Source organism: Kitasatospora sp. NPDC088346, from assembly GCF_044740765.1.
Classification (GTDB): Bacteria; Actinomycetota; Actinomycetes; order Streptomycetales; family Streptomycetaceae; genus Kitasatospora.
The window spans coordinates 227389-249235 of sequence record NZ_JBIURH010000008.1; the positions used below are offsets into that span (position 1 = coordinate 227389).

At 75.7% G+C, this 21847-nt stretch carries 19 protein-coding genes; 9 read left to right on the forward strand and 10 right to left on the reverse strand.

From position 1 onward, the window contains the following. Positions 1–36: 36 nt before the first annotated feature. On the reverse strand, positions 37–927 hold the full coding sequence (locus tag ACIOFR_RS14415) for a hypothetical protein (RefSeq protein ID WP_400996324.1): 891 nt from the start codon (positions 925–927) through the stop codon (positions 37–39). Positions 928–1136: 209 nt separating this feature from the next. On the opposite strand from ACIOFR_RS14415, the gene ACIOFR_RS14420 reads away from it, so the two are divergent. The 3 genes from ACIOFR_RS14420 (at position 1137) to ACIOFR_RS14430 (ending at position 6003) form a co-directional block, all read left to right on the forward strand. Beyond that, the gene (locus ACIOFR_RS14420; RefSeq protein WP_400996326.1) at positions 1137–1475 is read left to right on the forward strand and encodes a hypothetical protein; all 339 of its coding nucleotides are present in this window, start codon (positions 1137–1139) and stop codon (positions 1473–1475) included. Between the two features lie 68 nt (positions 1476–1543). After that, on the forward strand, positions 1544–4711 hold the full coding sequence (locus tag ACIOFR_RS14425; RefSeq protein WP_400996329.1) for a toxin glutamine deamidase domain-containing protein: 3168 nt from the start codon (positions 1544–1546) through the stop codon (positions 4709–4711). Then, on the forward strand, positions 4708–6003 hold the full coding sequence (locus ACIOFR_RS14430) for an SUKH-4 family immunity protein (protein WP_400996331.1): 1296 nt from the start codon (positions 4708–4710) through the stop codon (positions 6001–6003). Before ACIOFR_RS14425 ends, ACIOFR_RS14430 begins: the two co-directional genes overlap by 4 nt. Before the next feature lie 76 nt (positions 6004–6079). Here ACIOFR_RS14430 and ACIOFR_RS14435 read toward each other — a convergent pair whose 3' ends face one another. After that, positions 6080–7630 (reverse strand): adenosine deaminase, encoded by a 1551-nt coding sequence (locus ACIOFR_RS14435; protein WP_400996333.1) that lies wholly within the window; start codon positions 7628–7630, stop codon positions 6080–6082. 174 nt (positions 7631–7804) lie between these two features. Beyond that, a complete protein-coding gene (locus ACIOFR_RS14440) occupies positions 7805–8560 on the reverse strand; it encodes an alpha/beta fold hydrolase (protein ID WP_400996335.1) in 756 nt (251 codons plus the stop codon). 163 nt (positions 8561–8723) lie between these two features. On the opposite strand from ACIOFR_RS14440, the gene ACIOFR_RS14445 reads away from it, so the two are divergent. From ACIOFR_RS14445 to ACIOFR_RS14465, 5 genes are all read left to right on the forward strand, one after another. Further along, positions 8724–9680 carry a Ppx/GppA family phosphatase gene (locus ACIOFR_RS14445; RefSeq protein ID WP_400996338.1) on the forward strand — a complete coding sequence of 319 codons (957 nt, stop codon included), beginning with the start codon at positions 8724–8726 and terminating at the stop codon, positions 9678–9680. Between the two features lie 408 nt (positions 9681–10088). Next, on the forward strand, positions 10089–10919 hold the full coding sequence (locus ACIOFR_RS14450; RefSeq protein ID WP_400996425.1) for a sugar phosphate isomerase/epimerase family protein: 831 nt from the start codon (positions 10089–10091) through the stop codon (positions 10917–10919). 109 nt (positions 10920–11028) lie between these two features. Beyond that, complete coding sequence (locus tag ACIOFR_RS14455) at positions 11029–11793, forward strand: class I SAM-dependent methyltransferase (protein ID WP_400996340.1); 765 nt, start codon at positions 11029–11031, stop codon at positions 11791–11793. 120 nt (positions 11794–11913) lie between these two features. Beyond that, positions 11914–13758 carry a dihydroxy-acid dehydratase gene (gene ilvD / locus ACIOFR_RS14460; protein WP_400996343.1) on the forward strand — a complete coding sequence of 615 codons (1845 nt, stop codon included), beginning with the start codon at positions 11914–11916 and terminating at the stop codon, positions 13756–13758. A gap of 91 nt (positions 13759–13849) precedes the next feature. Further along, complete coding sequence (locus tag ACIOFR_RS14465) at positions 13850–14362, forward strand: hypothetical protein (RefSeq protein ID WP_400996345.1); 513 nt, start codon at positions 13850–13852, stop codon at positions 14360–14362. Between the two features lie 29 nt (positions 14363–14391). On the opposite strand, the gene ACIOFR_RS14470 is transcribed toward ACIOFR_RS14465, so the two are convergent. The 3 genes from ACIOFR_RS14470 to ACIOFR_RS14480 form a co-directional block, all read right to left on the reverse strand. Continuing rightward, on the reverse strand, positions 14392–15657 hold the full coding sequence (locus ACIOFR_RS14470) for a hypothetical protein (protein ID WP_400996347.1): 1266 nt from the start codon (positions 15655–15657) through the stop codon (positions 14392–14394). Positions 15658–15830: 173 nt separating this feature from the next. Next, positions 15831–16280 carry a hypothetical protein gene (locus ACIOFR_RS14475; protein WP_400996349.1) on the reverse strand — a complete coding sequence of 150 codons (450 nt, stop codon included), beginning with the start codon at positions 16278–16280 and terminating at the stop codon, positions 15831–15833. Between the two features lie 59 nt (positions 16281–16339). Further along, complete coding sequence (locus ACIOFR_RS14480) at positions 16340–16792, reverse strand: protein phosphatase (protein ID WP_400996351.1); 453 nt, start codon at positions 16790–16792, stop codon at positions 16340–16342. A 100-nt stretch (positions 16793–16892) separates the two neighbouring features. Between ACIOFR_RS14480 and ACIOFR_RS14485 the strand changes: the two genes are divergently transcribed. Beyond that, entirely contained in the window at positions 16893–17738 is an 846-nt protein-coding gene (locus ACIOFR_RS14485; protein ID WP_400996428.1) for an isocitrate lyase/phosphoenolpyruvate mutase family protein, read from the forward strand. Between the two features lie 14 nt (positions 17739–17752). On the opposite strand, the gene ACIOFR_RS14490 is transcribed toward ACIOFR_RS14485, so the two are convergent. From ACIOFR_RS14490 to ACIOFR_RS14505, 4 genes are all read right to left on the reverse strand, one after another. After that, complete coding sequence (locus tag ACIOFR_RS14490; protein WP_400996354.1) at positions 17753–18121, reverse strand: PH domain-containing protein; 369 nt, start codon at positions 18119–18121, stop codon at positions 17753–17755. Between the two features lie 135 nt (positions 18122–18256). Further along, on the reverse strand, positions 18257–18697 hold the full coding sequence (locus ACIOFR_RS14495) for a hypothetical protein (RefSeq protein WP_400996357.1): 441 nt from the start codon (positions 18695–18697) through the stop codon (positions 18257–18259). 143 nt (positions 18698–18840) lie between these two features. Beyond that, positions 18841–20346: a SufS family cysteine desulfurase gene (locus ACIOFR_RS14500; RefSeq protein WP_400996359.1), complete on the reverse strand. Its 1506-nt coding sequence runs from the start codon at positions 20344–20346 to the stop codon at positions 18841–18843. Then, entirely contained in the window at positions 20333–21742 is a 1410-nt protein-coding gene (locus tag ACIOFR_RS14505; protein WP_400996363.1) for a family 2B encapsulin nanocompartment shell protein, read from the reverse strand. The genes ACIOFR_RS14500 and ACIOFR_RS14505 overlap by 14 nt, the downstream gene beginning before the upstream one ends. Between the last annotated feature and the right edge of the window lie 105 nt (positions 21743–21847).

A 21847-nucleotide genomic window follows, 5' to 3' on the forward strand; every position in this document is an offset into this window, starting at 1 on the left:
CCCGGCCCGGCCCCGCGTCCTCGGCCGCGGGCGGGCTCAGGCCTGCTCGTCCGCCGGGTGCGGGGCGAGGCTGCGGTCGGCGCCGTCGGCGATCCGCCGGGCGCAGAGACCGGCCAGGACGGCGTAACCCTCGGGGCCCATCAGCTCGGTGAGCTCGGGACGGTAGCTGACGTAGACCGGGTCGGGGGCGTTGTGGGCCTCCGGGCTGCCGGTGCACCACCAGTGCAGGTCGTGGCCGCCCGGCCCCCAGCCGCGGCGGTCGTACTCGCTGATGGTGACCTGGAGGTAGCGGGTGTCGTCCGGGCGGTCGATCCAGTCGTAGGTGCGGCGGACCGGCAGCTGCCAGCAGACGTCCGGCTTGGTCTCCAGCGGCTCCCTGCCCTCCTTGAGGGCCAGGGTGTGCAGCGCGCAGCCCGCTCCGCCGGGGAAGCCGGGGCCGTTGAGGAACAGGCAGGCGCCGTTGACCCGGCGGGTCTGCCGGTCGCCGTCCTCGTCGTACATGGTGATGCCGCCGTCGACCCTGAGCCGGCCCTGCTCGTCGGTGCCGTGCTCGAAGTTCTCCCAGGTCTCGGGGGTGAGCCGGGAGGCGTGGCCGATCACCCGCTGCTCGTCGTCCTCGTCGGAGTAGTGCGCGCCGAGCGTGCAGCAGCCGTCCGAGGCACCGCGCCCGGGCCGGATGCCGTGGCAGCCCTTGCCGAAGATGCAGCCCCAGCGGGAGGTGAGCCAGGTCAGGTCGCAGCGGAAGACCTGCTCCTCGTCGGCGGGATCGGCGAACTCGACCCAGGCGCGCGCGAAGTCGAGCGGCACCTCGGGCCGGACCGTCGGTGCGGCCAGGTCGACCGGGACCCGACCGGTCGCGGCCTTGTCCTTCTTCGCCTTCTTGGCCTTCTTGTCGGTCTTCTCGCTCTTCACCGTCTCAGCTGCCACGCTGCAAGGGTAGGCCCTCCCGCCGGGCCGCCCGGCCGCCGTGGCGAGGGCATTTGCCGCGTTTCGGCCGTGCGGGCGCGACGGCCCGGCGCTCCCGGAGTCGTGAAACCGGTGTGAAAACGCCGCACCGGGCCTGCGGTGCCCCCCGATCCGGGGCCTAGGATGGCGCCGCCGGGGGAACGGCGCACGGGGACGGGGGAGACGGTCCGATGACGGACAGGGTGTTGATCAAGCCGTGGGAAGTGCACGGCGAGGGGCGGGAGTTCGAGGCGATCTCGGGTGACTTCGCGCAGGCCGCCACCGAGTTGGAGAACGGCCTGGCCGGTCTCGGCACGCCGTGGGGCACCGACGAGCCGGGCAGCGGGTTCGCCGCCTGCTACGGCGAGGCGCGCGAGGGCGTCCTGGCCGGGTTCCAGGGGCTCGCGGAGCGGCTCGGCCGGATCGGCGGCGGGCTGCACGCCATGGCGGACAACGCCGACCGCAACGAGGCCGACGTCCGGGCGGACTTCACCGGCCCCGCGACCGCGGCCGGCCCGCGCGCGGTCTGAGCCCGCACCGCCCGGCTGCCGACCGCCCGGCCGCCGACCGTAGACACCACCGCAGAGGGGGACCACGCGTGTCCAGGAAGCTCCCGGAGGAACTCGCCCCGGTACTGGCGAGGACCGGCCACCGCTGGCCCGAGGCCGACGAGGACGGGCTGCGCCGCGCGGCGGGCCTGTGGCGGGACTTCGGCACCGAGTCCGCGCGGCTCGGCCGCCGGGGCGCCGACTCGGTGCACCGGGTCACGGGGGAGAACGAGGGCAGCGCGGTCGACGCCTTCGCCGAGCACTGGCGCGCCTTCAGCGGCGGCGGCCGCGGGCACCTGGACGACGCGCACGCGGCAGCCGAGGCGCTGGCCGGCGCGCTCGACCGGGCGGCCGGTGCCGCCGAGCACTGCAAGGCCGAGCTGATCGCCGTGCTGACCGACCTGGCCGCGCAGATCGCGCAGGCCGACGCGGCCGAGGCCAAGGCCGCCGAGGCGGCGGCGGAGGCGGGGCCGGGCCTGGTGGGCGTGGTCGGCAAGGTGGTCGGCGCGGTCCGGGGCGCGATCGCCGAGGCCGGCGAGGAGGCGGCGGTGGAGAGCGCGGGCCTGCGCATCGCCGGGCTGCTGGAGGAGCTCGGCCGCCAGATGCGCGAAGGGCTGCAGGCGGCGCTGCGGGAGCCCGCCGTCACGGCGCTGGAGCGGATCGCCCAGACCGACGGCCGTGGCCTGCACGGCGAGCGCCGCGAGCACAGCGCGGCCCGGGACGCGGGCCAGTTCACCGGCGCCGTCGGCGGTGCGGTGGGCGGTGCGGCGGCGGTGGCCGGGGTGCGCACGCTCAAGGCGGCGGTCGGCCCGGACGGCCAGGTGCTCACCGACAAGGCCGGCAACCCGGTGCTGGTGGACGCCGAGGGCCGACCGGTCCGCGGGGTCGAGGGCGTGTCGGTGGCCGTCGGCGAGGACGGCCGACCGGTGCTCGGCGAGGACGGCCGGCCGGTGCTGCTCGGCGCCGACGGCAAGCCGGTCACCGGTCTGGTCACCGGCGCCGACGGGCGTCCGCTGACCGACGCCGAGGGCCGTCCGCTGACCGTCGCCGCCGACGGCAGCCTCGGCGCCAGCGGGCTGACCATGGCCGTGGACGCGCACGGCCGACCGGTGCTGGACGCCGACGGGCACCCCGTGGTCGTCGGCCCCGACGGCAAGCCCGTCAGTGCGCTCGCCACCGACACCGACGGCCGACTGCTGACCGACGCCGAGGGCCACACCGTGGCCGCCGACCAGGACGGCCGCACCCCCGACCCCCGCGCCGACACCCACGGCGCCCGCCTCGGGCCGGACGGCAGGCCGCTGCTCACCGTCGACTCCCACGGCGTCGCCCTCGGCACCGACGGCGAGCCCCTGCTCACGGGCGACACCGCCTCCGGCCGCACTCCGCAGGACCCGCTCAGCACGCTCTCCGCCACCGACGGCGGCTCGCTCGCCGCCGGGACGGCCTCCGCGGGCGGCGCGGTGGCCGCCGCCGCCCGCGGGGACGACCCGGTGCCGCTGCGCGGTGCCTCCGCCGGGCCGCGCCACCAGCCGGCCGTGCCGGTCGACCTCGACGAACCCGACAGCTACGACCTGACGCCCGCGGCGCCGGTGCACCACGGGCCGGCCTCGGTGCACACCGACTCGGTCGCGGTGGCCCCGTCGCAGGTCGCCCCGGCAGGTGGCGACGTCTCGGCGTCGGTCTCCGGCGGCGGCTGGCGCGCGGCCGAGGTGCCGCAGGCCGCGCCGTCACCGGTCGGCGGCTCGGGCGGCTTCCAGCTCGGGCCGGTCGGCGGTGGCCCGGCCGGTGGCGGCTCCGGCGGCGGCATGCTCGGCGGCGGTCCGGTGGGCGGTGGTCCGGTGGGTGCCGCACCCGTCGGCGGCGCGGGGCCGGTGGCGGCTCCCGTCGGCGGTGCGATCGGCGCCGGTGCGCCGGGCCCGGTCGGCGCGGGCCCGGTCGGCGCGGGCCCGCTCGGCGCCGCCCCGGTGGCCGGGCAGGCCGGTGCCGCAGGACAGCCCGGTGCCGCGGGACAGCCGGGCGCGGGGGCCGCGGTGGTCGGCGGCGGGCCGGTGCAGGGCGCGGCCGGTGCCCGGCCGCCGGCCGGGGCGCCGCTCCCGGGCGCCGCCGTCGGCAGTGGCAGCGCGTCCGCCGCCCCCGGTGCCGCGGTGCCCGGCGGCTCGGCGGGCCAGCCCGGCGCACCGGGCGCCTCGGCGCCGGTCCGGATCGGCCCGGAGGGCGGCTACGAGCTGCGCCGCCGGGCCGAGGACACGGCGGAGGGCGGGCAGCCGTCCCAGCCCTCGACGGCGCCGCTGCTGGCCGGTCAGGTCGGTGCCGCGTACCTGCTCTCGCAGTTCGCCCGCCGCCCGGCGGCGCAGGCCCCGGTGGCCCGGCCGGTCCACGAGCGGACCATCGCGGACAGCCGCCCGTACGGGGTCACCGGCGGGCTCGGGCCGGTCGACCCGGCCCACCAGGCGGAGGCCGAGCGCCGCACCGCCGTGCCCGAGGACGGTTCGCTCGACCCTGCCGGCGACTGGACGGAGGTCCTCAACGCCGGCGGCCCGCGCGAGCCGGGCCGGGCCAACAACTGCGTGGACGTGGCGCTCTCCGCGGCCGACACCTACCTCGGCCGGCCGACCTGCGCCGCGCCCCGGCTGCCCGACGGCCCGGCCGGTGAACGCGGCGGCCGGGACCGCGCCGAGCGCGAGCTCGGCACCCGCTTCCACGACCTGGGCGACGGGCCGGACGCGGCGGCCCGGCTGGCGCAGGCCCTGCTCGCGGCGGGGCCGGGGGCCCAGGCCGTGCTGCTCACCCTGGACGGCTTCGGCCGCTCGCACACCTGGAACGCCGTCAACCACGGCGGCACGGTGCTCTACCTGGACCACCAGGAGGCCCGTCGGTCCGCCGAGCCGCTGCACCCGGTCGAGCACGGGCTGTGGGCGATCGCCCTGGACGCCCGGTGCCGGCCGATCGACCTCGCGGAGGTCCAGCCGGTCGCCACGGTGGCCGTCCCGGAGGCCGCCCCGGCGCCCGCCCAGGAGCTCAAGCCGGTCCCCGTACCCGAGCCGGAGCCCGCGCCCGCGCCCGTCCCCGCGCCGGTCCCCGCGCCCGCTCCGGAGCCCGCACCCGCGCAGGTCCCGGAACCGACGCCCGAGCCGGCACCGGCACCCGCGCCGCCGCGCTCGCGGCTCACCGCCCACCACCGCCCCGCCGCGGGCCCGAGGAGCAGCCGCCGATGATCACCCGTGAGCAGGCCGTCGACACGGCTCACCGCTGGATCAACGGCGAGCTCCCGCAGGACGCCGCGCGCGGCGTCCGCTCGCACGAGTTCGAGCTCGGCTGGGTGGTGTGGCCGGAGCCCTCGCCCGTCCAGGTCGACCCGCTGACCGGCGCCCGCCGGGCCCCCGAGGAGGTCGGGGCCGCCTGCGCGGTGGTCGACCGGGTGACCGGCGAGCTGACCGTCTGGCCGTCCGTCCCGGTGCCCACCGTGGTCCGGCGCTACCGGGACCGGCTCGGCGCGGGCAGCTACGACCCGGTCCTGCCGCCGGTCACCGGCCCCGGCGTCCGCGCGACGCTGGTGCACCGCGACGAAGCGGGCGAGCGGCACACCCTGGTCGTCGACTCCGCCCCCGGGCTGCCGCACCCGCTGCTGCGGGGCTGGCAGCAGCTCCGGAGCCAGGGGGTGCGGGCCGCTGACCTGGTCTCGCTCCACACCGACCGGCGGCCCGGCATGCTCCCGGGCGGCTACTGGGCGTACGTCCTGCGGGCTCAGCTGCCGGACACCCCGATCGGCTGGGACCACGCGGACGGTCCCTGGTTCGACCACCGGGCGGACGCCGCGCGGGCGGTGGCCGACGAGCGCGCCCGGGCGGGCGGTCCCCGGCTGAACCGGGTGCCCTTCCCGGTGGCCGTGCCGCCGGCTCAGCCCGAGTCGGAGGCGGACCTGGCGGCCCGGCTGGCGGCGCTGTTCGGGCCGGAGGGCGTGCGCCGCTTCGACGCCGCGGCCGTCGCCGACGCCGACCTGCCGCAGGCGGTGGCCCGCCCGCTGCGGGAGGTCGGCCTCCCGCGGGTGGTCGAGGGCTTCTTCACCGTCCACCACCCGGAGTCGGACGGCATCGCCGACGGCGCCCCGGCCGGTCCCGTGCTCCCCGACCTGGCCGGCCACCTGGCCGGGCTCGGCCGTGGCGGGCGGGCGACCGCCGCGGCCCGGCAGGCCCTGCTCGGACAGGTCCTGATCGGCACCGACGGCTGGGCCCTGCTCACCGTCGACACCGCCCAGGGCCGGGTCCGGGCGGTTGACCCGGACCACGCCGGGAGCCGGTACTGCAACGCCGACCTGACGGCCTTCACCCGCTGCCTCGCGCTGCTCGCCGACCGTCTGCCGCGGCTGCGCGGCCTCGACCCGCAGAGCGCAGGGCCGGTCGTCGCCGAGTTCCAGTGGGCGCTGGCCACCCTCGACCGCACCGTCTTCAACGACCCCGAGAACTGGTGGGCGGTCATCGTCGAGCAGCTCTGGTACGGACAGCTCTGACGCGCCGCCGGGGCCCGGCGGCGCGTCGGTCAGGGGGCTCGGTGCAGGGCGGTGCCGGCCCGGGCGGCGTCAGGCGTCAGTGCCGCCGCAGCACGGCCGCCTCGAAGGTGTCGAAGGCGCACTCCTGCTTCCACTCCAGCTCCGCCTTGGGGTTGGCGGCCAGCAGGGCCGCGCAGGCGGCCGACGGGTGGTCGCCGCCGGGACGCCGGCCCGCGCACTCGGCGACCGGCCGGTAGCCGTCCCGGTCGGCCCACAGGCTGCGGCCGGGGAGGAAGGCGTACTCCAGGGAGGCCCGGGCCAGGTCGCGCAGCGCGCGGTAGTCCAGGTCGTAGGTGAGCGCCGCCCGCTGGTACTCCGCGGTGATGTCGCTGCGGGAGACACCGGGGTCGTCGGTGGCCAGGGCCACCGGCACGCCCGCGGCGCGGTAGCGGGGGAACGGGTGGTCCGGCCCGCTGACGCCGAGGATCTGGGCGTTGCTGGTCAGCGGGACCTCGATGGCCACGTGCCGCGCGGCGAGGGTGCGCAGCAGGCCCTGGGGGTCGTCCTCGTACGCCAGGTCGACGCCGTGGCCGATCCGCTCGGCGTGGCCGGTCAGGACGGCCTCGCGGATGTGGAAGCGGAGGTCCTCGGGCTTGACCAGGCCGGGCACCAGCTCGCCCGCGTGCAGGGTGATGTGGGCCGCGGGGTAGACGCCGTGCAGGTAGTCCAGCATCTGCATCTGGAGGCGGTAGTTCTCCAGGGCGGCGGGGGCGTCCTCGGGCTGGACCAGGTTGACGGCGAGGAACCGCGGGTCCTGCTCGGCGAGTTCCATGCCGAGCACCAGCTGGGTGAACACCCGGGCGGGCGTGGAGGCCCGGGAGGCCTGGGAGATGAAGCGGACGGTCAGCGCGCAGCCGGGGGCCGGGTCGGCGCCGTCGCAGTGCGAGGTGGCGCGGAAGTCGGCCTCGACCTGGTCCGCCTCGGCGCGGGCGGTCCGCACCAGCCCGGCCATCCGGCCGCCGGCGAGCAGCTTGTCCCGCAGGGCGGCCAGGTCGCTGTCGAAGCCGACCTCGGCGGCCAGCGCGGCGGCCGCGTCCGAGGCCGGGGTGAGCATGGTCTCCAGGTACGACTGCTGCTGGGCCGCGGCCGTGTCGGCGACCTCGGCGAGCAGCCGGCCCTGGTGGTACCAGGTGGTGGGCCCGAACTTGCCGAAGGTGGCGAAGAAGTGGTCGTGGCCGGACTCGGCGCCGGGCACGAAGTCCTGCATGGACCAGGCCCGGATGATCTGCTGCCGGAAGTCGTCGTCGGTGGTGGAGTCGGCGGCCGGCCGGCTGCCGTCCGGGCAGGGCGCCGGGGCGCCGGCGGCCAGGGTGGTGCGGTCGATGCACAGGCCGTCCTCGACGGCGATCCGCAGCAGGAGTTCGGTGGAGGCGGCGCCGGCCAGGTGGTTGTGCAGGTCGCCGCCCTTGGGCAGGGCCCGGAAGAAGGCGCGGAGTTCGGCGGGCCGGTCCCGGATGCTGTCCAGGTAGGCGGAGACGCGGTCCTCCGGTGCCCCGCCCGGGGGCCGGGCGTGGGCGGGGACCAGGGACAGGAGCAGTGCGGTTCCGGCGGCGAGGGCGACCGCGCCGGCATGGCGAATGCGGATCATGGCCGCATCCTGGCCGCGGGCGCGGCCGGGCCCGGGCGCGACAGGCCGACCCGGTCGGGCCGTCATCCGATCGTCCCAGCGCACTCGCCGCCGGGCCGGCGCGCCCCCGGCCCGGCGTCGGGGGCCCGGCCCCGGCCCGCTCGTCCCGGCCCGCTCGTCCCGGCCCGCTCGCGTTCAGTCGCGCAGGAAGTCCTCCAGGGCGGTGGCGAAGGCGACCGGGAGCTCGTACATGGGGTAGTGGCCGGAGTTGGGCAGCACCTCCAGGGAGGAGTCCGGGTAGTGGCTCAGCCAGGTGGCCTGCATGACCGGCTCGGTGAGGGCCAGGTCGTGCTCGCCGATGAAGACCCTGACCGGGAGCCGGCTGCCGGCGATCTTGGCGGCGAAGTCCTGGGTGGTCCAGTCGGTCAGGTAGGCCTCGACGGCCTCCGGGCGGGACTGGGCGACGGACCGGGCGGTCATCCCGTCCAGCCAGGCGCCGTTGGCCCGCCGCCCGGTGACCAGGTCGATGATGGCGCGGCGGTTGGCGGGCCGTTCGGCCGCGCCGTGGAAGAGGGCGTGGGCGTCGGCGTCCAGCGGGTAGGCGGAGGCCGGGACGGGGGCGACCCCGGCGAGCCGGCGGATCCGGTGCGGGGCCTCCACCAGGACCCGCTGGGCGGCCTTGGCGCCCATCGAGTGGCCGACCAGCGAGAACCGCTCCCAGCCGAGCCCGTCCGCGAGGGCCAGCACGTCCTGGGCGATCTCGGCGAGGGTGTAGTCGCCGGGCACGTCGGCCCGCTCGCCGTAGCCGCGGTAGTCGAGCAGCGCGTAGCTGAAGGTGTCGCCGTCCAGGTAGTCGAGGAACGGCCCCCAGCCGAGCGTGGTACCGAACCAGTCGTGCAGCACCACGACCCGGTGTTCACCGGTGCCGATGAGTCGGTGACTGATCGTCATATGGTCGTCCTCCGAGCAGAGATGAGGTCCCCGTCCGATGGGAATTCATCCCCGTCCGGATGCCGGTCAACCATCGTTTCCGGGCCCGGTCCTGGCCCGCTCCGCACAATCGGCCCGCACAATCGGGCAGGTGAACGGGCCGGATCGCGTAGCGTGGAGCGTTATGCGACTCGGTGTGCTCGACGTAGGTTCCAACACCGTCCACTTCCTCGTGGTGGACGCCCACCCCGGTGCTGCCCCGCTGCCCGCTTACTCGCACAAGGCCGAGCTGCGGCTGGCCGAGCTGCTGGACGCGGACGGGGCGATCAGCGAGGCCGGCGTCGAGCGGCTGACCTCGATGGTCGCCTCCTCGCTCGCGGTGGCCGAGGACAAGGGCGTGGTGGACCTGCTGCCGTTCGCCACCTCCGCCGTCCGCGAGGCCGCCAACGGCGAGGCCGTGCTGGCCCGGGTCGCCGCCGAGACCGGCGTCGAGCTGCAGGTGCTGTCCGGGCAGGACGAGGCCCGGCTGACCTTCCTGGCCGTCCGCCGCTGGTTCGGCTGGTCCTCCGGCCGACTGCTCAACCTGGACATCGGCGGCGGCTCGCTGGAGATCGCCTGCGGCATCGACGAGCAGCCGGACGTCGCCTGCTCGCTGCCGCTCGGCGCCGGCCGGCTCACCGCCCGGCTGCCCGGGGACGTCGCCGACCCGGACGACCTGCGGGAGCTGCGCCGCCACATCCGCACCGAGGTCGCCCGGGTGGTCGGCGAGTTCGCCAGGATCGGCTCACCGGACCACGCCGTCGCCACCTCCAAGACCTTCAAGCAGCTCGCCCGGATGACCGGCGCCGCCCCCGCGGACGCCGGCGCCCGGGTACCCCGGCGGCTCACCCGGGCCGGCCTGTCGGCCTGGCTGCCCCGGCTCGCCGCCATGACCGTCGCCGAACGGGCCCAGATCCCCGGCGTCTCCGAGGGCCGGGCCAGACAGCTGCTGGCCGGCGCCCTGGTCGCCGACGCCGCGATGGACCTCTTCGGCCTGGACGCGCTGGACATCTGTCCGTGGGCCCTGCGGGAGGGCATCATCCTGCGCCGTCTGGACGCCATGGACGGCTCCGGCTACCGCAGGGCCGCACTCACGGCGTGACCCCGGGGCCGCGCCCCGCGACCGTGACGCCCACCACGGCGGGACGCCGGCACCCCCCATTCCGTCGCCCGGCCGCTTACGCTGTTGCCCGTGGCGGAACCAGCGGACCAGGACGGGGCCCGGCCGGACCGCGCTGCCGGAGAGCGGCAGCCGGGGCCGGGCCGTCCGCGCCGCGCGAGGGCCGCCGCCGAACCGGTCCCCGAACGCCGCCGCACCCCCCGCACCGGCGGCGGGAGCGCCGCCGAAGGGCCCGGGGACTCCCGGGCCAGGGCCGCCCGGGCCGCGAAGGCCGTCAAGGCGGTCAAGGTCGCGAAGGCCGCCCAGGTGGCCAAGGCCACCAAGGCCGTCAAGGCGGCCCGGGCCGCGAAGGCCGCCCGCCGGGCCCCGCTGCTGCGCACCACCGACCGCCTGGTCCTCCCGCCGCACCCCGGCCTGCACATCCCGGACACCAAGGTGGCCCTGTCCACCGCCTCGGTCTACCCCGCCAACACCGCCACCGCCTTCGAGCTGGCCGCCAAGCTCGGCTACGACGGGGTCGAGGTGATGGTCTGGAACGACCCGATCAGCCAGGACGTCGAGGCGCTGCGCCGCCTCTCCGACGCCCACCGGCTGCCCATCCTGGCCGTGCACGCGCCCTGCCTGCTGATCACCCAGCGGGTGTGGACCTCCGACCCCTGGACCAAGCTGGTGCGGGCCCGCGCGGCCGCCGAGAAGCTCGGCGCGGACACCGTGGTGGTGCACCCGCCGTTCCGCTGGCAGCGGCAGTACGCCCGGGAGTTCGTCGCGGGCATCGACCGGATGGCGGGCGAGACCCACGTCCGGTTCGCCGTCGAGAACATGTACCCGTGGCGCTACCGCGACCGCGAGATGCTCGCCTACGCCCCCGGCTGGGACGTCACGGAGGAGGAGTACCGGCACTTCACCATCGACCTCTCGCACGCCGCGACCTCCCGGATCGACGCCCTCGGGATGGCGGCCCGGATGGGCGACCGGCTCGCCCACGTCCACCTGGCCGACGGTGCCGGATCCGGCAAGGACGAGCACCTCATCCCCGGACGCGGCAAGCAGCCCTGCGCGGAGCTGCTGGAACAGCTCGCCCGGAACGGCTTCGACGGCCACGTGGTGCTGGAGGTCAACACCCGCCGCTCCGCCTCCCCTGCCGAGCGCGAGGCCGACCTCGCCGAGGCCCTCGCCTTCACCCGCCTCCACCTGGCGACCCCGGCCCGGCTGCTGCCCTGACCGCCGCCGGTCCCGCCCGGTCGCGCGCTGTTCACACCGCTCCCGCCGCCGTTCCCCGTCGGCCCGGCGCCCACCGGCGTAGCCTGGTCGCACACGGAGGGGGACATCCATGACCGATCTTCAACACCACGACTACGCCATGTCGTTCGGCCCGGTGGCGGCCCAGTACGAGGCCGCCCGGCCCTCGTACCCGCCGGAGCTGTTGGACAGCGTGGAGCGGCTGGCCGGGCGCCCGCTGCGGGACGCCGAGGTGCTGGACGTGGGCGCCGGCACCGGGATCGCGACCCGGCTGCTGCGGGCCCGTGGGGCCCGGGTGACGGCCGTCGAACCGAGCGAGGGGATGGCGCGGCAACTGCTGCTGTCCTGCCCGGGGACGACGGTCGTCAAGGCGGGCGGCGAGGAGCTGCCGTTCCACGACTCCACCGTGGACCTGGTCACCTACGCCCAGGCGTTCCACTGGACCGACCCCGCCCGTTCGGTCCCGGAGGCGGTCCGGGTCCTGCGCCCCGGCGGCGCGCTGGCCGTCTGGTGGAACCGCCCGGACAGCACCGTCCCGTGGCTGGCGGCCTCGCGCGACCGGCTGGTGGCCGCGCTCACCCCGTACCACCCGAACGTCCGGTCGGACTCCACCGCCGACTCGCTGGCCGGGTACGGCCTGCGGGTCACCGACGTCGAACTGGCCTGGGAGCGCCGGACCACCGTCGACGGCCTGATCGCCGAGCTCGGCTCCCGCTCCCACCTCGCGGTGCTGCCGGCCGACGTCCGCGCCGGGGTGCTGGCCGCCGAGCGCACCGCGCTGCTCGCCGAGTTCCCGGACGGATCGGTCCTGCAACCCTGGCGGCTCGACCTCTCGGTGGGCGTGAGCGCCGACTGACCGGATCGCGGACGGTCCGTCCGGCGGCTGGACCCGGGGCGTAGGCTCGATAGCCACAGCGGTCCTGCACCCTCCCACCAGCGCAGCGGCCGCCAGCAGCCTCCGAAGGAGTGGAGCACAGTGCCCGAGCTGAAGTCCCGTACGGTCACCCACGGTCGCAACATGGCAGGCGCCCGGGCGCTCCTCCGGGCGGCCGGCGTAGCCCGCGAGGACTTCGGGAAGCCGATCATCGCGGTGGCCAACTCCTTCACCGAGTTCGTCCCGGGCCACACCCACCTCCAGCCGGTCGGCCGGATCGTCTCCGAGGCGATCAAGGAGGCCGGCGGCATCCCCCGCGAGTTCAACACCATCGCGGTCGACGACGGCATCGCCATGGGCCACCACGGCATGCTCTACTCGCTGCCCTCGCGCGACCTGATCGCCGACTCGGTCGAGTACATGGTCAGCGCGCACTGCGCCGACGCGCTGATCTGCATCTCCAACTGCGACAAGATCACCCCCGGCATGCTGATGGCCGCGCTGCGCCTCAACATCCCGACGGTCTTCGTCTCCGGCGGCCCGATGGAGGCCGGCCAGGCCGTCCTGGTCGACGGCACGGTGCGCAAGCTCGACCTGGTCAACGCGATCTCCGACGCCGTGAACGAGAACGTGTCGGACGAGGACATCGCGATCATCGAGGAGAACGCCTGCCCGACCTGCGGGTCCTGCTCCGGCATGTTCACCGCCAACTCGATGAACTGCCTCGCCGAGGCGATCGGCCTGGCCCTGCCCGGCAACGGCTCGGTGCTGGCCACCCACACCGCCCGCAAGGCGCTGTACGAGGACGCCGGCCGGACCGTCGTCGACATCACCAAGCGGCACTACCACGAGGACGACTACTCCGTCCTGCCGCGCAACATCGCCACCCGCCCCGCGTTCGAGAACGCGATGGCGCTGGACATCGCGATGGGCGGCTCCACCAACACGATCCTGCACCTGCTCGCCGCCGCCCAGGAGGCCGAGCTGGACTTCGACATGCGGGACATCGACGCGATCTCGCGCCGGGTGCCGTGCCTGTCCAAGGTCGCGCCGAACGGCAAGTACTACATGGAGGACGTCCACCGGGCCGGCGGCATCCCCGCCATCCTCGGCGAGCTGTACCGCGGCGGCCTGCTCAACGAGGACGTCCACACCGTCCACTCCGCCTCGCTCGCCGACTGGCTGAAGACCTGGGACATCCGCGGCGGCTCGCCGTCCCCGACCGCCGTCGAGCTGTTCCACGCCGCCCCCGGCTGCGTCCGCTCGGCCACCGCCTTCTCGCAGTCCGAGCGCTGGGACACCCTCGACACCGACGCCGCCGGCGGCTGCATCCGCAGCGTCGAGCACGCCTACTCGGTCGAGGGCGGCCTGGCCGTGCTGTACGGCAACCTCGCCGAGGACGGCTGCATCGTGAAGACCGCCGGTGTCGACGAGTCGATCTGGACCTTCAGCGGGCCGGCCGTGGTGCTGGAGTCGCAGGAGGACGCGGTCGACGCGATCCTCAGCAAGCGGGTCAAGGAGGGCGACGTGGTCGTCATCCGCTACGAGGGCCCCAAGGGCGGCCCCGGCATGCAGGAGATGCTCTACCCGACCTCCTTCCTCAAGGGCCGGGGCCTGGGCAAGGCCTGCGCGCTGATCACCGACGGCCGGTTCTCCGGCGGCACCTCGGGCCTGTCCATCGGCCACGCCTCCCCCGAGGCGGCCTCCGGCGGCACCATCGCGCTGGTCGAGGACGGTGACGTCATCGCCATCGACATCCCCGGCCGCTCGGTCGAGCTCAAGGTCTCCTTCGAGGAGCTGCACGAGCGCCGGCTCAGGCTGGAGGCCGACGGCGGCTACCGCCCGAAGAGCCGGGTCCGCCCGGTCAGCGCCGCCCTGAAGGCGTACGCCGCGATGGCGACCTCGGCCGACAAGGGCGCCGTCCGGGACATCAGCCGGCTCGGCTGACCCGCACGCCGTGCGACGCGACGGAGCCGCCCCCGCACCGGGGGCGGCTCCGTTCGTGGTCCGGGCCGGCGGTCGGGCCATAATCGGATCCGTGGACGACGAGCAGCGCACCCCAGGCACCGACGGCCCCCGGCCCGAACCGATCCGCTGGTTCGGCACCAGCTGGGTCGAGCGCGGCCCCGGCTACTGGGCCCGCCGGGTCCTGGTGGCGATCGGCGCGCTGGCCGCCGCCGCGGCCGGCGCCCTGCTGCTGCGCTTCGCGGTCGCCGGGGTGACCATGTCCGAGGCCGGCGGCTTCGTGAACGTCCTGCTCCTCGGCGCGATCGCGATCTGCTCCTGCTTGGCCGCGATCCGCACCTGGAAGGTACTGACCGAGGGCCGCGACTCGCTGACCGGCTGGATGGCCGAGGACAAGTCCCTCGGCGCGGTCTGGTTCATCGGTGGCGTCGGCGCGCTGGTCGCGTACTTCTTCCGCAGCCTGGTCGAGGCGCCGGGCGAGGGCGTCCGGCGAGCCGCCCACGAGCGGGCCGTCGCCCGGTACGCCCGCGGCCGCGAGGCCCGGGCCGGGCGCCCCGGCCCGAAGCCCGGCCGCAAGCGGCGCTGACCCCGCCCGGGACGGGCGCCCGACCGGGATCAGGTCCGTGAGGAGTGCCCGCACCGGCCGTCGCCGTCGTCCAGCGGCCTGCTCCGGTCGTACGGGTCCACCGTCGGGGCGCCCGGCGACGGGGACGACCCGGCGTCGTTGCGCAGCACCGGGAACGTCGGGTGGAAGTAGCCGTCCGACTGGTCGCAGCCGTTGTTGCCGCCCTGGCCGCTGGAACGGGTGAGGTAGAGCTTGCCCGACTCGACCCGGAACCGCTTGGGGTCGGGGAACCGGAAGTCGACCGCGCTCCGGATGATCGTCCGGGCTACCGGACCGGCGGCGGGCGGGGCGTCGGCCGGCGAGGCCTGCCAGGAGACCGGCCGGGCGGTGCCGCCCACCTGCTGGCCGACGCCCTTCTCCGGGTGCGGGCCGGGGCGCAGCGCGTACACGAACGTGAAGTCGGTGTGGACCAGGACGCCGTTCTCCCCGTCGCCCTCGACGGAGATCCGGCCCTGGACCCGCACCTCCTCGGTGGCCAGTACCGCGCTCTGCGGGTCGAAGCGGTGGAACTGCCAGGCCGGGCTCTCGTCCTGGGTCGGGTGGGCCAGCTGCTCCTCCGCCCTGCTCCGGCCCTCCGAGTTCAGCATGGCGAGGGCCTCGTCCGGCCGGCCACCGGCCAGTACCTTCGGATCCAGGTCGCTGAGGGTCAGGTAGCTGCGCACCTGCTCCAGTTGGGTGCCCACCTGCTTGGCGCTGAAGGCCCCCACCGCGGCCGGCTCGGGCAGCACGAACGCCGCCGCGCCGACCGGCCACTGGGCGGCCGGGGAGCCCGCCCAGGGATGTTCGACGGTCGGCGTGTCGGGGTCGACGGCCGGGGGCGCGGTGGTGGGCGCGGCGGTCTCCGGGGGCACGGTGGGCAGCGGGGCGGCGGCCGCCGCGCCGTCCCGGTGGTCCTGGTACCACTCGCGCAGCCGGTCGACGTTGAGCGCCGCCAGCGTCACGGCGGCGGCCAGGGCGACGAACAGCGGTGCCTGCCAGCCGCGGGAGCGCCCGTTCGGTCGGCCCCGGGAGTCCACCGCGACGGCCCGGCGGCCGAACCTGCGGCGCCGGATCTGCGGCACCCGGTCCGCCTCGGCCCGCCACGGGACGGCCTCGGGCGGTTCCTGCTTCCACTTCGCGCCGAGCATCCGCGCGCGGCCCGAAGCCTCCTTCACGGTGGCTCCCCTGACGAAGTCGTCGTCGAGCACCAGACCGTCGAACGGGTCGTCGGGGGAGTCGTCGGGGGGACGGGGAGCGGGGTCTTCGGCTATCGGCACGCGGTCAGTATGCCGACGCCCTCGGACACTTGTGCGTGGGGGTGGGGCGATCCGGGGGAACGGTGATCGTTCGGTGCCGGTTTCCACCGTTTCGCGCAGCCCGGCGGCCCCGGCGGCCCCGGCGGCCCGGCGGCCCCCGGGGTGCGCGGGTGCCGGGGCCGGGTGCCGGGGCGTCAGCCGCGCTTGCGGGCCTGCTTCACCGACCCGACCACGCCCGCCACCACCAGCAGCAGCCCGGCCGGCAGCAGCGAGGTGAACAGCGCGCCGAACAGGCCCGCACTGCCCAGCAGCGTCAGCGCCAGCGTGTTCAGCACCAGCAGCGCACCCGCCGCCGGCAGCGCGGACCGCCACGGGTGCTCGTCCGCCCAGCGGCGCAGCCGCCGGTCGCCGGTGTCGCGCCGCAGCTTGCCGCCCACGGTGCCGACCAGGAAGAAGAAGAACAGGCCCAACCCGACCGGACCGGCCAGGATGTCCATCGACCAGCTCCCGGTGATCACGTCCACCGCGAGCGCCCCACCGGCGACCACCACGCCGACGGCCGAGGCCGTCCGCCATGGTCCGAGCGTCGCCGAGGCTACAGCGACCTGGCGGCTCTCCCGCCGCGACAATTCCTCGTGTCCCATGACCCCACGGTGCTCCTGGGACCGCCCGGACGCCATAGGGGCGGCCCCTGAGTTTCCCCCTACGGGACGGGCCGGCCGTCCTCGTCCCCGAAGCGCCGGACGTACCGCCGCTGCCACGGCGTCTCGACCGCCCGGGCGTCGTAGTGCCGCCGGACGTACGCCACCGCCTCGGCGGCGGGCACCCCGTCCAGCACGGCCAGGCACGCCAGTGCCGTGCCCGTCCGGCCCCGGCCGCCGCCGCAGGCCACCTCGACCCGCTCCGTCCCGGCCCGCGCCCAGGCCTCGCCGAGCACGGCCCGGGCGGCCGCCCGGTCGGCGGGCAGCCGGAAGTCCGGCCAGCGCAGCCACCGTGCCTCCCAGGGCACGGCGGCCGGCGGCCGGCCCAGCAGGTGCACGGTGAACTCCGGCACCGGGCCCGGCGGCAGCGGCCGGCGCAGCGCCCGCCCCCGCACCAGCCGCCCGGAGGGCAGCAGCAGCACCCCGGCGGCGGTCGGCTCCCAGGTCGCGGTCATCCGCCCACGGTAGTGGGCTGTGCGGGCGGGCGCCGGACCGCGGCGACGTACCATCAAGTCCCCTGCTGGACGGCGGAGCCGTGGAGGCGACGTGCCCGAGATGACGGCCGCGGCGGCCCGGCTGCGCGAGCGTGCCCTGCGGCTGCGGGCCCTGCACGTCCCCGGCGACCCGTTGGTGCTGCCGAACGCGTGGGACGTCGCCGGCGCCCGCCTCGTGGAGGACGCCGGCGCGGCGGCGGTCGCCACCACCAGCGCCGGCGTCTCCTGGTCCCTGGGTTGCGCGGACGGTGAACTCCTCGGCCGTGAACGGGCGTTGGGAGCCGTCGCCAGGATCGCGGCCGCCGTGCGGGTGTCGGTCACCGCCGACGTCGAGGGCGGGTACGCCGACACCACCGAGCAGCTGGCCGACACCGTCCGCGGGGTGCTCGCCGCCGGGGCCGCCGGGATCAACCTGGAGGACTCGCTCCGGACCGGGCCCGAGCCCCTGCGCACGGCCGCCGCCCAGGCCGAACGGATCGCGGCGGTACGGGCGGCGGCGGACGCAGCCGGGGTGCCGCTGTTCGTCAACGCCCGGATCGACACCCACCGCCTGCCCGGCCTCGACCCGGCCGCCCGGCTGGCCGAGACCGTGGCCCGGGCCCGCACCTACGCCGAGGCGGGCGCGGACGGCGCCTTCGTGCTCGGCGCCTTCGACGAGCGGACCGTGGCCGCCCTGGTCGCCGCCGTGCCCGTCCCGCTCAACCTGCTGACCGGCCCCGGCGCCCTCCCGGTCGCCACCCTGGCCGCCCTCGGCGTCGCCCGGGTCAGCGCCGGATCCGCGATCGCCGAGGCCGCCTACGCCCTGGTCGCCCGCGCCGCCCGCGAACTCCTCACCGACGGCACCACCACGGCCCTCGCCGACGGCCTCGCCTGGGGCGCGCTCAACACCACGCTGCAGCGCGGCTGACCGACCCCGGCGGGCTACCGTACCGCCACGTACTGGGTCAGGACGGCCTGCACCTCGTAGATGTCGACGCCCTTGGTGAAGGTCTTCTGGATCGGCAGCGGGTTACCGGACACCCAGATCTTCAGCTCCGCGTCGAGGTCGAAGTTGCCGGCCGTCTCGACCGCGAAGTGCGTGATGCTCTTGTACGGGATCGAGTGGTACTCGGTCTTCTTGCCGGTGATGCCCTGCTTGTCGATCAGGATCAGCCGGCGGTCGGTGAACATGAACGTGTCGCGGATCAGCTGGTACGCCGCGTGCACCTGCTCGCCGTTCCCGAACAGCCTGGCGAACTCCTTCTGAGCCGCCGCCGGGTCCACCTTGTGCGCGTTGCCGAAGAGCGCCACGTCTCGTCCTCCCCACGTGCCCCCGCCCCGAACGGCGGGGAGCAAGGCCCGCCAGTCTGCCACGGCCCCGCCGCCCGGGACCGGACGGCCCCGACCCCTGCGGCCCGGGCGTCCCTGCGGCCCGGGACCGCCCGTCTACCAAGGCGGGCGGGGGTCCTGACGTTCGGTCGAGAGCTCCCGCTGGACGGCGGATTCCGGGTCGACCAGCCACAGGAACCCCGGCCTCGGCGGGTACTCGTCGGTTTCCGGTGCCGGAAGGTGGAACCGCTGGTGGCGGGGCAGCGGGACCTCGGTCAGCGCGCCGTCGCGCATCATCCACAGGCCGAAGCAGTCGTCCTCCTCGTCGTGGATCAGTACCTGCACGCTCTCCGGACGCGGCCAGGCCAGCGACCCCAGGTGCGCCAGCAGGCCGGAGCGCGTCCGCTCCCGGTGGAACTCGATGACCCAGCCCCCGGAGAACAGGCCGAGCGAGGTGAACTCGCCCCGCCAGCTGCGGGAGTCGTCGGGCCGGGTGAGGGGCTCCATCACCTCGTCCGCGAACGCCGCCAACACGATGACCTGCGCGATTCTGCTCATGCCGGAGTATGGCGGCGGGCCACGGGGGGTCGGCAAGCGACAATCGCCGCCGGGCCCGTGCCGACCGCCCGCCGTCCGGCACGGGGGCGTCGGACGGCGGGCGGTCAGCGGGTGGCGGTCAGCGGTCGGCGGTCGGCGGGCCGCTAGCCGGCGGGCGGGGCCGGGCGGGCCTGGACCTCCTGGAGGGCCGCCACCAGGGTGTCCACGTCCTCGACGGTGTTGTAGAGGGCCAGGGAGGCCCGCACCGCCGCCTGCAGGCCGAAGGCGGCCAGCGCCGGCTGGGCGCAGTGGTGGCCGGCGCGCACCGCGATGCCCTGCTGGTCGAGGGCCCCGGCGAGGGCCATCGGGTCCGCCCCGGCGAGCAGGAAGGTCAGCACGCCGATCTTCCCCGGGGCGCTGCCGATCAGCCGCAGGCCGGGGACGGTGGCCAGCGCCGCCGTCGCGTACGCGGTGAGCTGTTCCTCGTACGCGGTGGCGGCCTCGCGGTCCAGTGCCGCGAGGTACTGCAGGGCGGCCCGCAGCCCGGCCACGCCGGCGATGTGGCCGGTGCCGGCTTCGAGCCGGTGCGGGACGGGGGCGTACGTGCTCCCCTCGAACCCGACCGAGTCGATCATGTTGCCGCCGCCCTGCCACGGGGGCATGGCCTCCAGCAGCTCGCGCTTGCCGAAGAGCACGCCGATGCCGGTCGGGGCGAAGATCTTGTGCCCCGAGAAGGCGTAGAAGTCGGCGTCCAGCTCGGTGACGTCGACCGGGAAGTGGCTGACCGCCTGGGCGCCGTCCACCAGGACCTTCGCGCCGTACCGGTGGGCGAGCGCGGTCATCTCGGCCACCGGCGGGACGGTGCCCAGCACGTTGGAGGCGTGGGTGAGCGCGACCATCCTGGTGCGGGAGCCGAGCAGGTCCCGGTAGGCGTCCTGGTCCAGCTGCCCGTCGGGGAGCAGCGGGATCGGGCGGATCCTGGCCCGGCGCTCGGCGGCGATCAGCTGCCAGGGCACCAGGTTGGAGTGGTGCTCGGCGGCGGAGACCAGGATCTCGTCACCGACGCCCAGGTTGGCCCGGCCCCAGCTCTGCGCCACCAGGTTGACGGCCTCGGTGGTGCCCCGGACGAAGACGATCTCGCCCTGGTCCGGGGTGCCGAGCAGGTCCGCCGCGGCCTGCCGCCCCTCCTCGTAGACCTGGGTGGCCTGCTTGGCGAGGGTGTGCGCGCCGCGGTGGACGTTGGAGGTGCCCATCGCGTAGTGCTCGCCGACGGCCTCGACCACCTGGCGGGGCTTGAGCGTGGTGGCGCCGTTGTCGAGCCAGACCAGCGGGCGGCCGTTGACCTCCCGGTGCAGCTGGGGGAAGTCCCGCCGGACGGCCTCCACGTCGAAGCCGCTCGGCGGCGAGGTCGGCGGCGCCGTGGGCGGGACGACGGTCGGCGCCGAGCCGGACGCCGCCTCCTGCGGCTGCGGTGGCTGCGGCGGTTGTTGGGGCTGTTGCGGCAGCCAGTACCGGGAGCCGCCGGCCAGGTGGGCCAGCGCCGTCGGCAGCGGGGGAGGCTGCGGCGGCGTCGGGGACGCCGGGAAGGCCGGGAACGCGCCCGACTGCGGCAATCCCCACGGCGGTTGGGCGGTCACGGCGGCGGCGTCGAGGCCGTCAGGAGTAGTCATAGTAGTTCGACACCTCGACGTTCTGGAGCACCGCGACGGCGTCGTCCACCAGCGCGGCCGTCGAGAAGTAGCTGGTCACCAGGTACGAGGTGATGGCCCGGCGGTCGACGCCCATGGCCCGCACCGACAGGCCCGGCTCCACCTCGTCCGGGACGCTCGACGGCCGCAGACCCACCACGCCCTGCTCGGCCTCGCCGACCCGCATCAGCAGGATGTTGGTGGTGCCGGGCGCCGAGTTGCTGGAGCCCTTGAGGTCCAGCTTGTCGGAGGGCAGCAGCGGTACCCCGCGCCAGGTCAGGAACGGGCTGCCGAACAGCTCGACGATCTGCGGCGGCACCCCGCGCCGGGTGCACTCGCGCCCGAACGCGGCGATCGCCCGGGGGTGCGCCAGGAAGAACGCGGGCTGCTTCCAGACCCGGGCGAGCAGCTCGTCCATGTCGTCCGGGGTCGGCGAGCCCTTGCGGGTGTGCACCCGCTGGCTCGGCACCACGTTGTTGAGCAGGCCGTACTCGGGGTGGTTGAGCATCTCCCACTCCTGGCGCTCGCGCAGCGCCTCGGTGGTCAGCCGCAGCTGTGCCTGGACCTGGTCGATCGAGGAGTTGTAGATGTCCGAGACCCGGGTGTGCACCTTCAGCACGGTCTGGGCGATGCTCAGCTCGTACTCGCGCGGGGCCTCCTCGTAGTCCACGAAGGTCTGCGGCAGCTCGGGCTCGCCGTTGTGCCCCGAGGTCAGGTCGATCGGGTGCTCGCGGTCGCCCGCGCCCTGCCCGTTGGCGGCGTACGCGTCCAGTCGGGCGCGCAACGCGGGTTCCCGGTCGGCCAGTTCGGCGAGCATCCGGTGGTCGAGGGAGAGCACGGTGCACGGGGTGACGGCCCGGACCTGGTACGGCGTCGGCTCGCCGCGCACCCAGGCGCCGTCGTCGAAGTAGTCGCCGTCGCCGAGGACGGAGAGCAGGGCGTCCTCGCCGTACTGGCCGGTGGCGCGCTTCTCGGCGCGGCCGAAGGTGATGATGTGCAGCCGTCCCGGCGGGGTGTCGGCGCCGGCGATGAGCTCGCCGGGCTCGACCTCCTGCTGCACGAAGCCGTTGGCGAGGGTGCTCAGCATCGAGCCGTCCAGCTCGCGGAGGAAGGCGATCTCGCGCAGGTCCTCGGCGATCACCCGGGCCTCGCCGCCGCCGTCGGTGAAGGTGCCGATCAGCCCGTCGCCGAGGATGAACCCCCGCCGCCGGTTGACCCGGTAGACGCCGGCCTCCAGATCCACCCAGGGCAGCACCCGCAGCAGGTAGCGCGGGGTGATGCCGAGCATCTGCGGCGCGGTCTTGGTGGTGGTGGCCAGGTTCCTGGCGGCGGAGGTGCTGAGGCTCCGCTGGTTCTGCGGAACGGTCTCGGTGGTCATGGCGCGTCCTTGTCCGTGAATGGGTCAAGAGATCTGATGACACGTCAAATAGCCTGCCGCGACGGCGAGATGTGTTCTCGGGCCGGGGCTTCACGGAGATTGTTG

Excerpts from the sequence above, each read along its gene's own strand:
- ACIOFR_RS14420 (WP_400996326.1), top strand. The coding sequence starts at position 1,137 with ATGACGGACAGGGTGTTGATCAAGCCGTGGGAAGTGCACGGCGAGGGG.
- ACIOFR_RS14430 (WP_400996331.1), top strand. The coding sequence starts at position 4,708 with ATGATCACCCGTGAGCAGGCCGTCGACACGGCTCACCGCTGGATCAAC.
- ACIOFR_RS14435 (WP_400996333.1), bottom strand. The coding sequence starts at position 7,630 with ATGATCCGCATTCGCCATGCCGGCGCGGTCGCCCTCGCCGCCGGAACC.
- ACIOFR_RS14440 (WP_400996335.1), bottom strand. The coding sequence starts at position 8,560 with ATGACGATCAGTCACCGACTCATCGGCACCGGTGAACACCGGGTCGTG.
- ACIOFR_RS14445 (WP_400996338.1), top strand. The coding sequence starts at position 8,724 with ATGCGACTCGGTGTGCTCGACGTAGGTTCCAACACCGTCCACTTCCTC.
- ACIOFR_RS14455 (WP_400996340.1), top strand. The coding sequence starts at position 11,029 with ATGACCGATCTTCAACACCACGACTACGCCATGTCGTTCGGCCCGGTG.
- ACIOFR_RS14475 (WP_400996349.1), bottom strand. The coding sequence starts at position 16,280 with ATGGGACACGAGGAATTGTCGCGGCGGGAGAGCCGCCAGGTCGCTGTA.
- ACIOFR_RS14480 (WP_400996351.1), bottom strand. The coding sequence starts at position 16,792 with ATGACCGCGACCTGGGAGCCGACCGCCGCCGGGGTGCTGCTGCTGCCC.
- ACIOFR_RS14485 (WP_400996428.1), top strand. The coding sequence starts at position 16,893 with ATGACGGCCGCGGCGGCCCGGCTGCGCGAGCGTGCCCTGCGGCTGCGG.
- ACIOFR_RS14495 (WP_400996357.1), bottom strand. The coding sequence starts at position 18,697 with ATGAGCAGAATCGCGCAGGTCATCGTGTTGGCGGCGTTCGCGGACGAG.
- ACIOFR_RS14500 (WP_400996359.1), bottom strand. The coding sequence starts at position 20,346 with ATGACTACTCCTGACGGCCTCGACGCCGCCGCCGTGACCGCCCAACCG.
- ACIOFR_RS14505 (WP_400996363.1), bottom strand. The coding sequence starts at position 21,742 with ATGACCACCGAGACCGTTCCGCAGAACCAGCGGAGCCTCAGCACCTCC.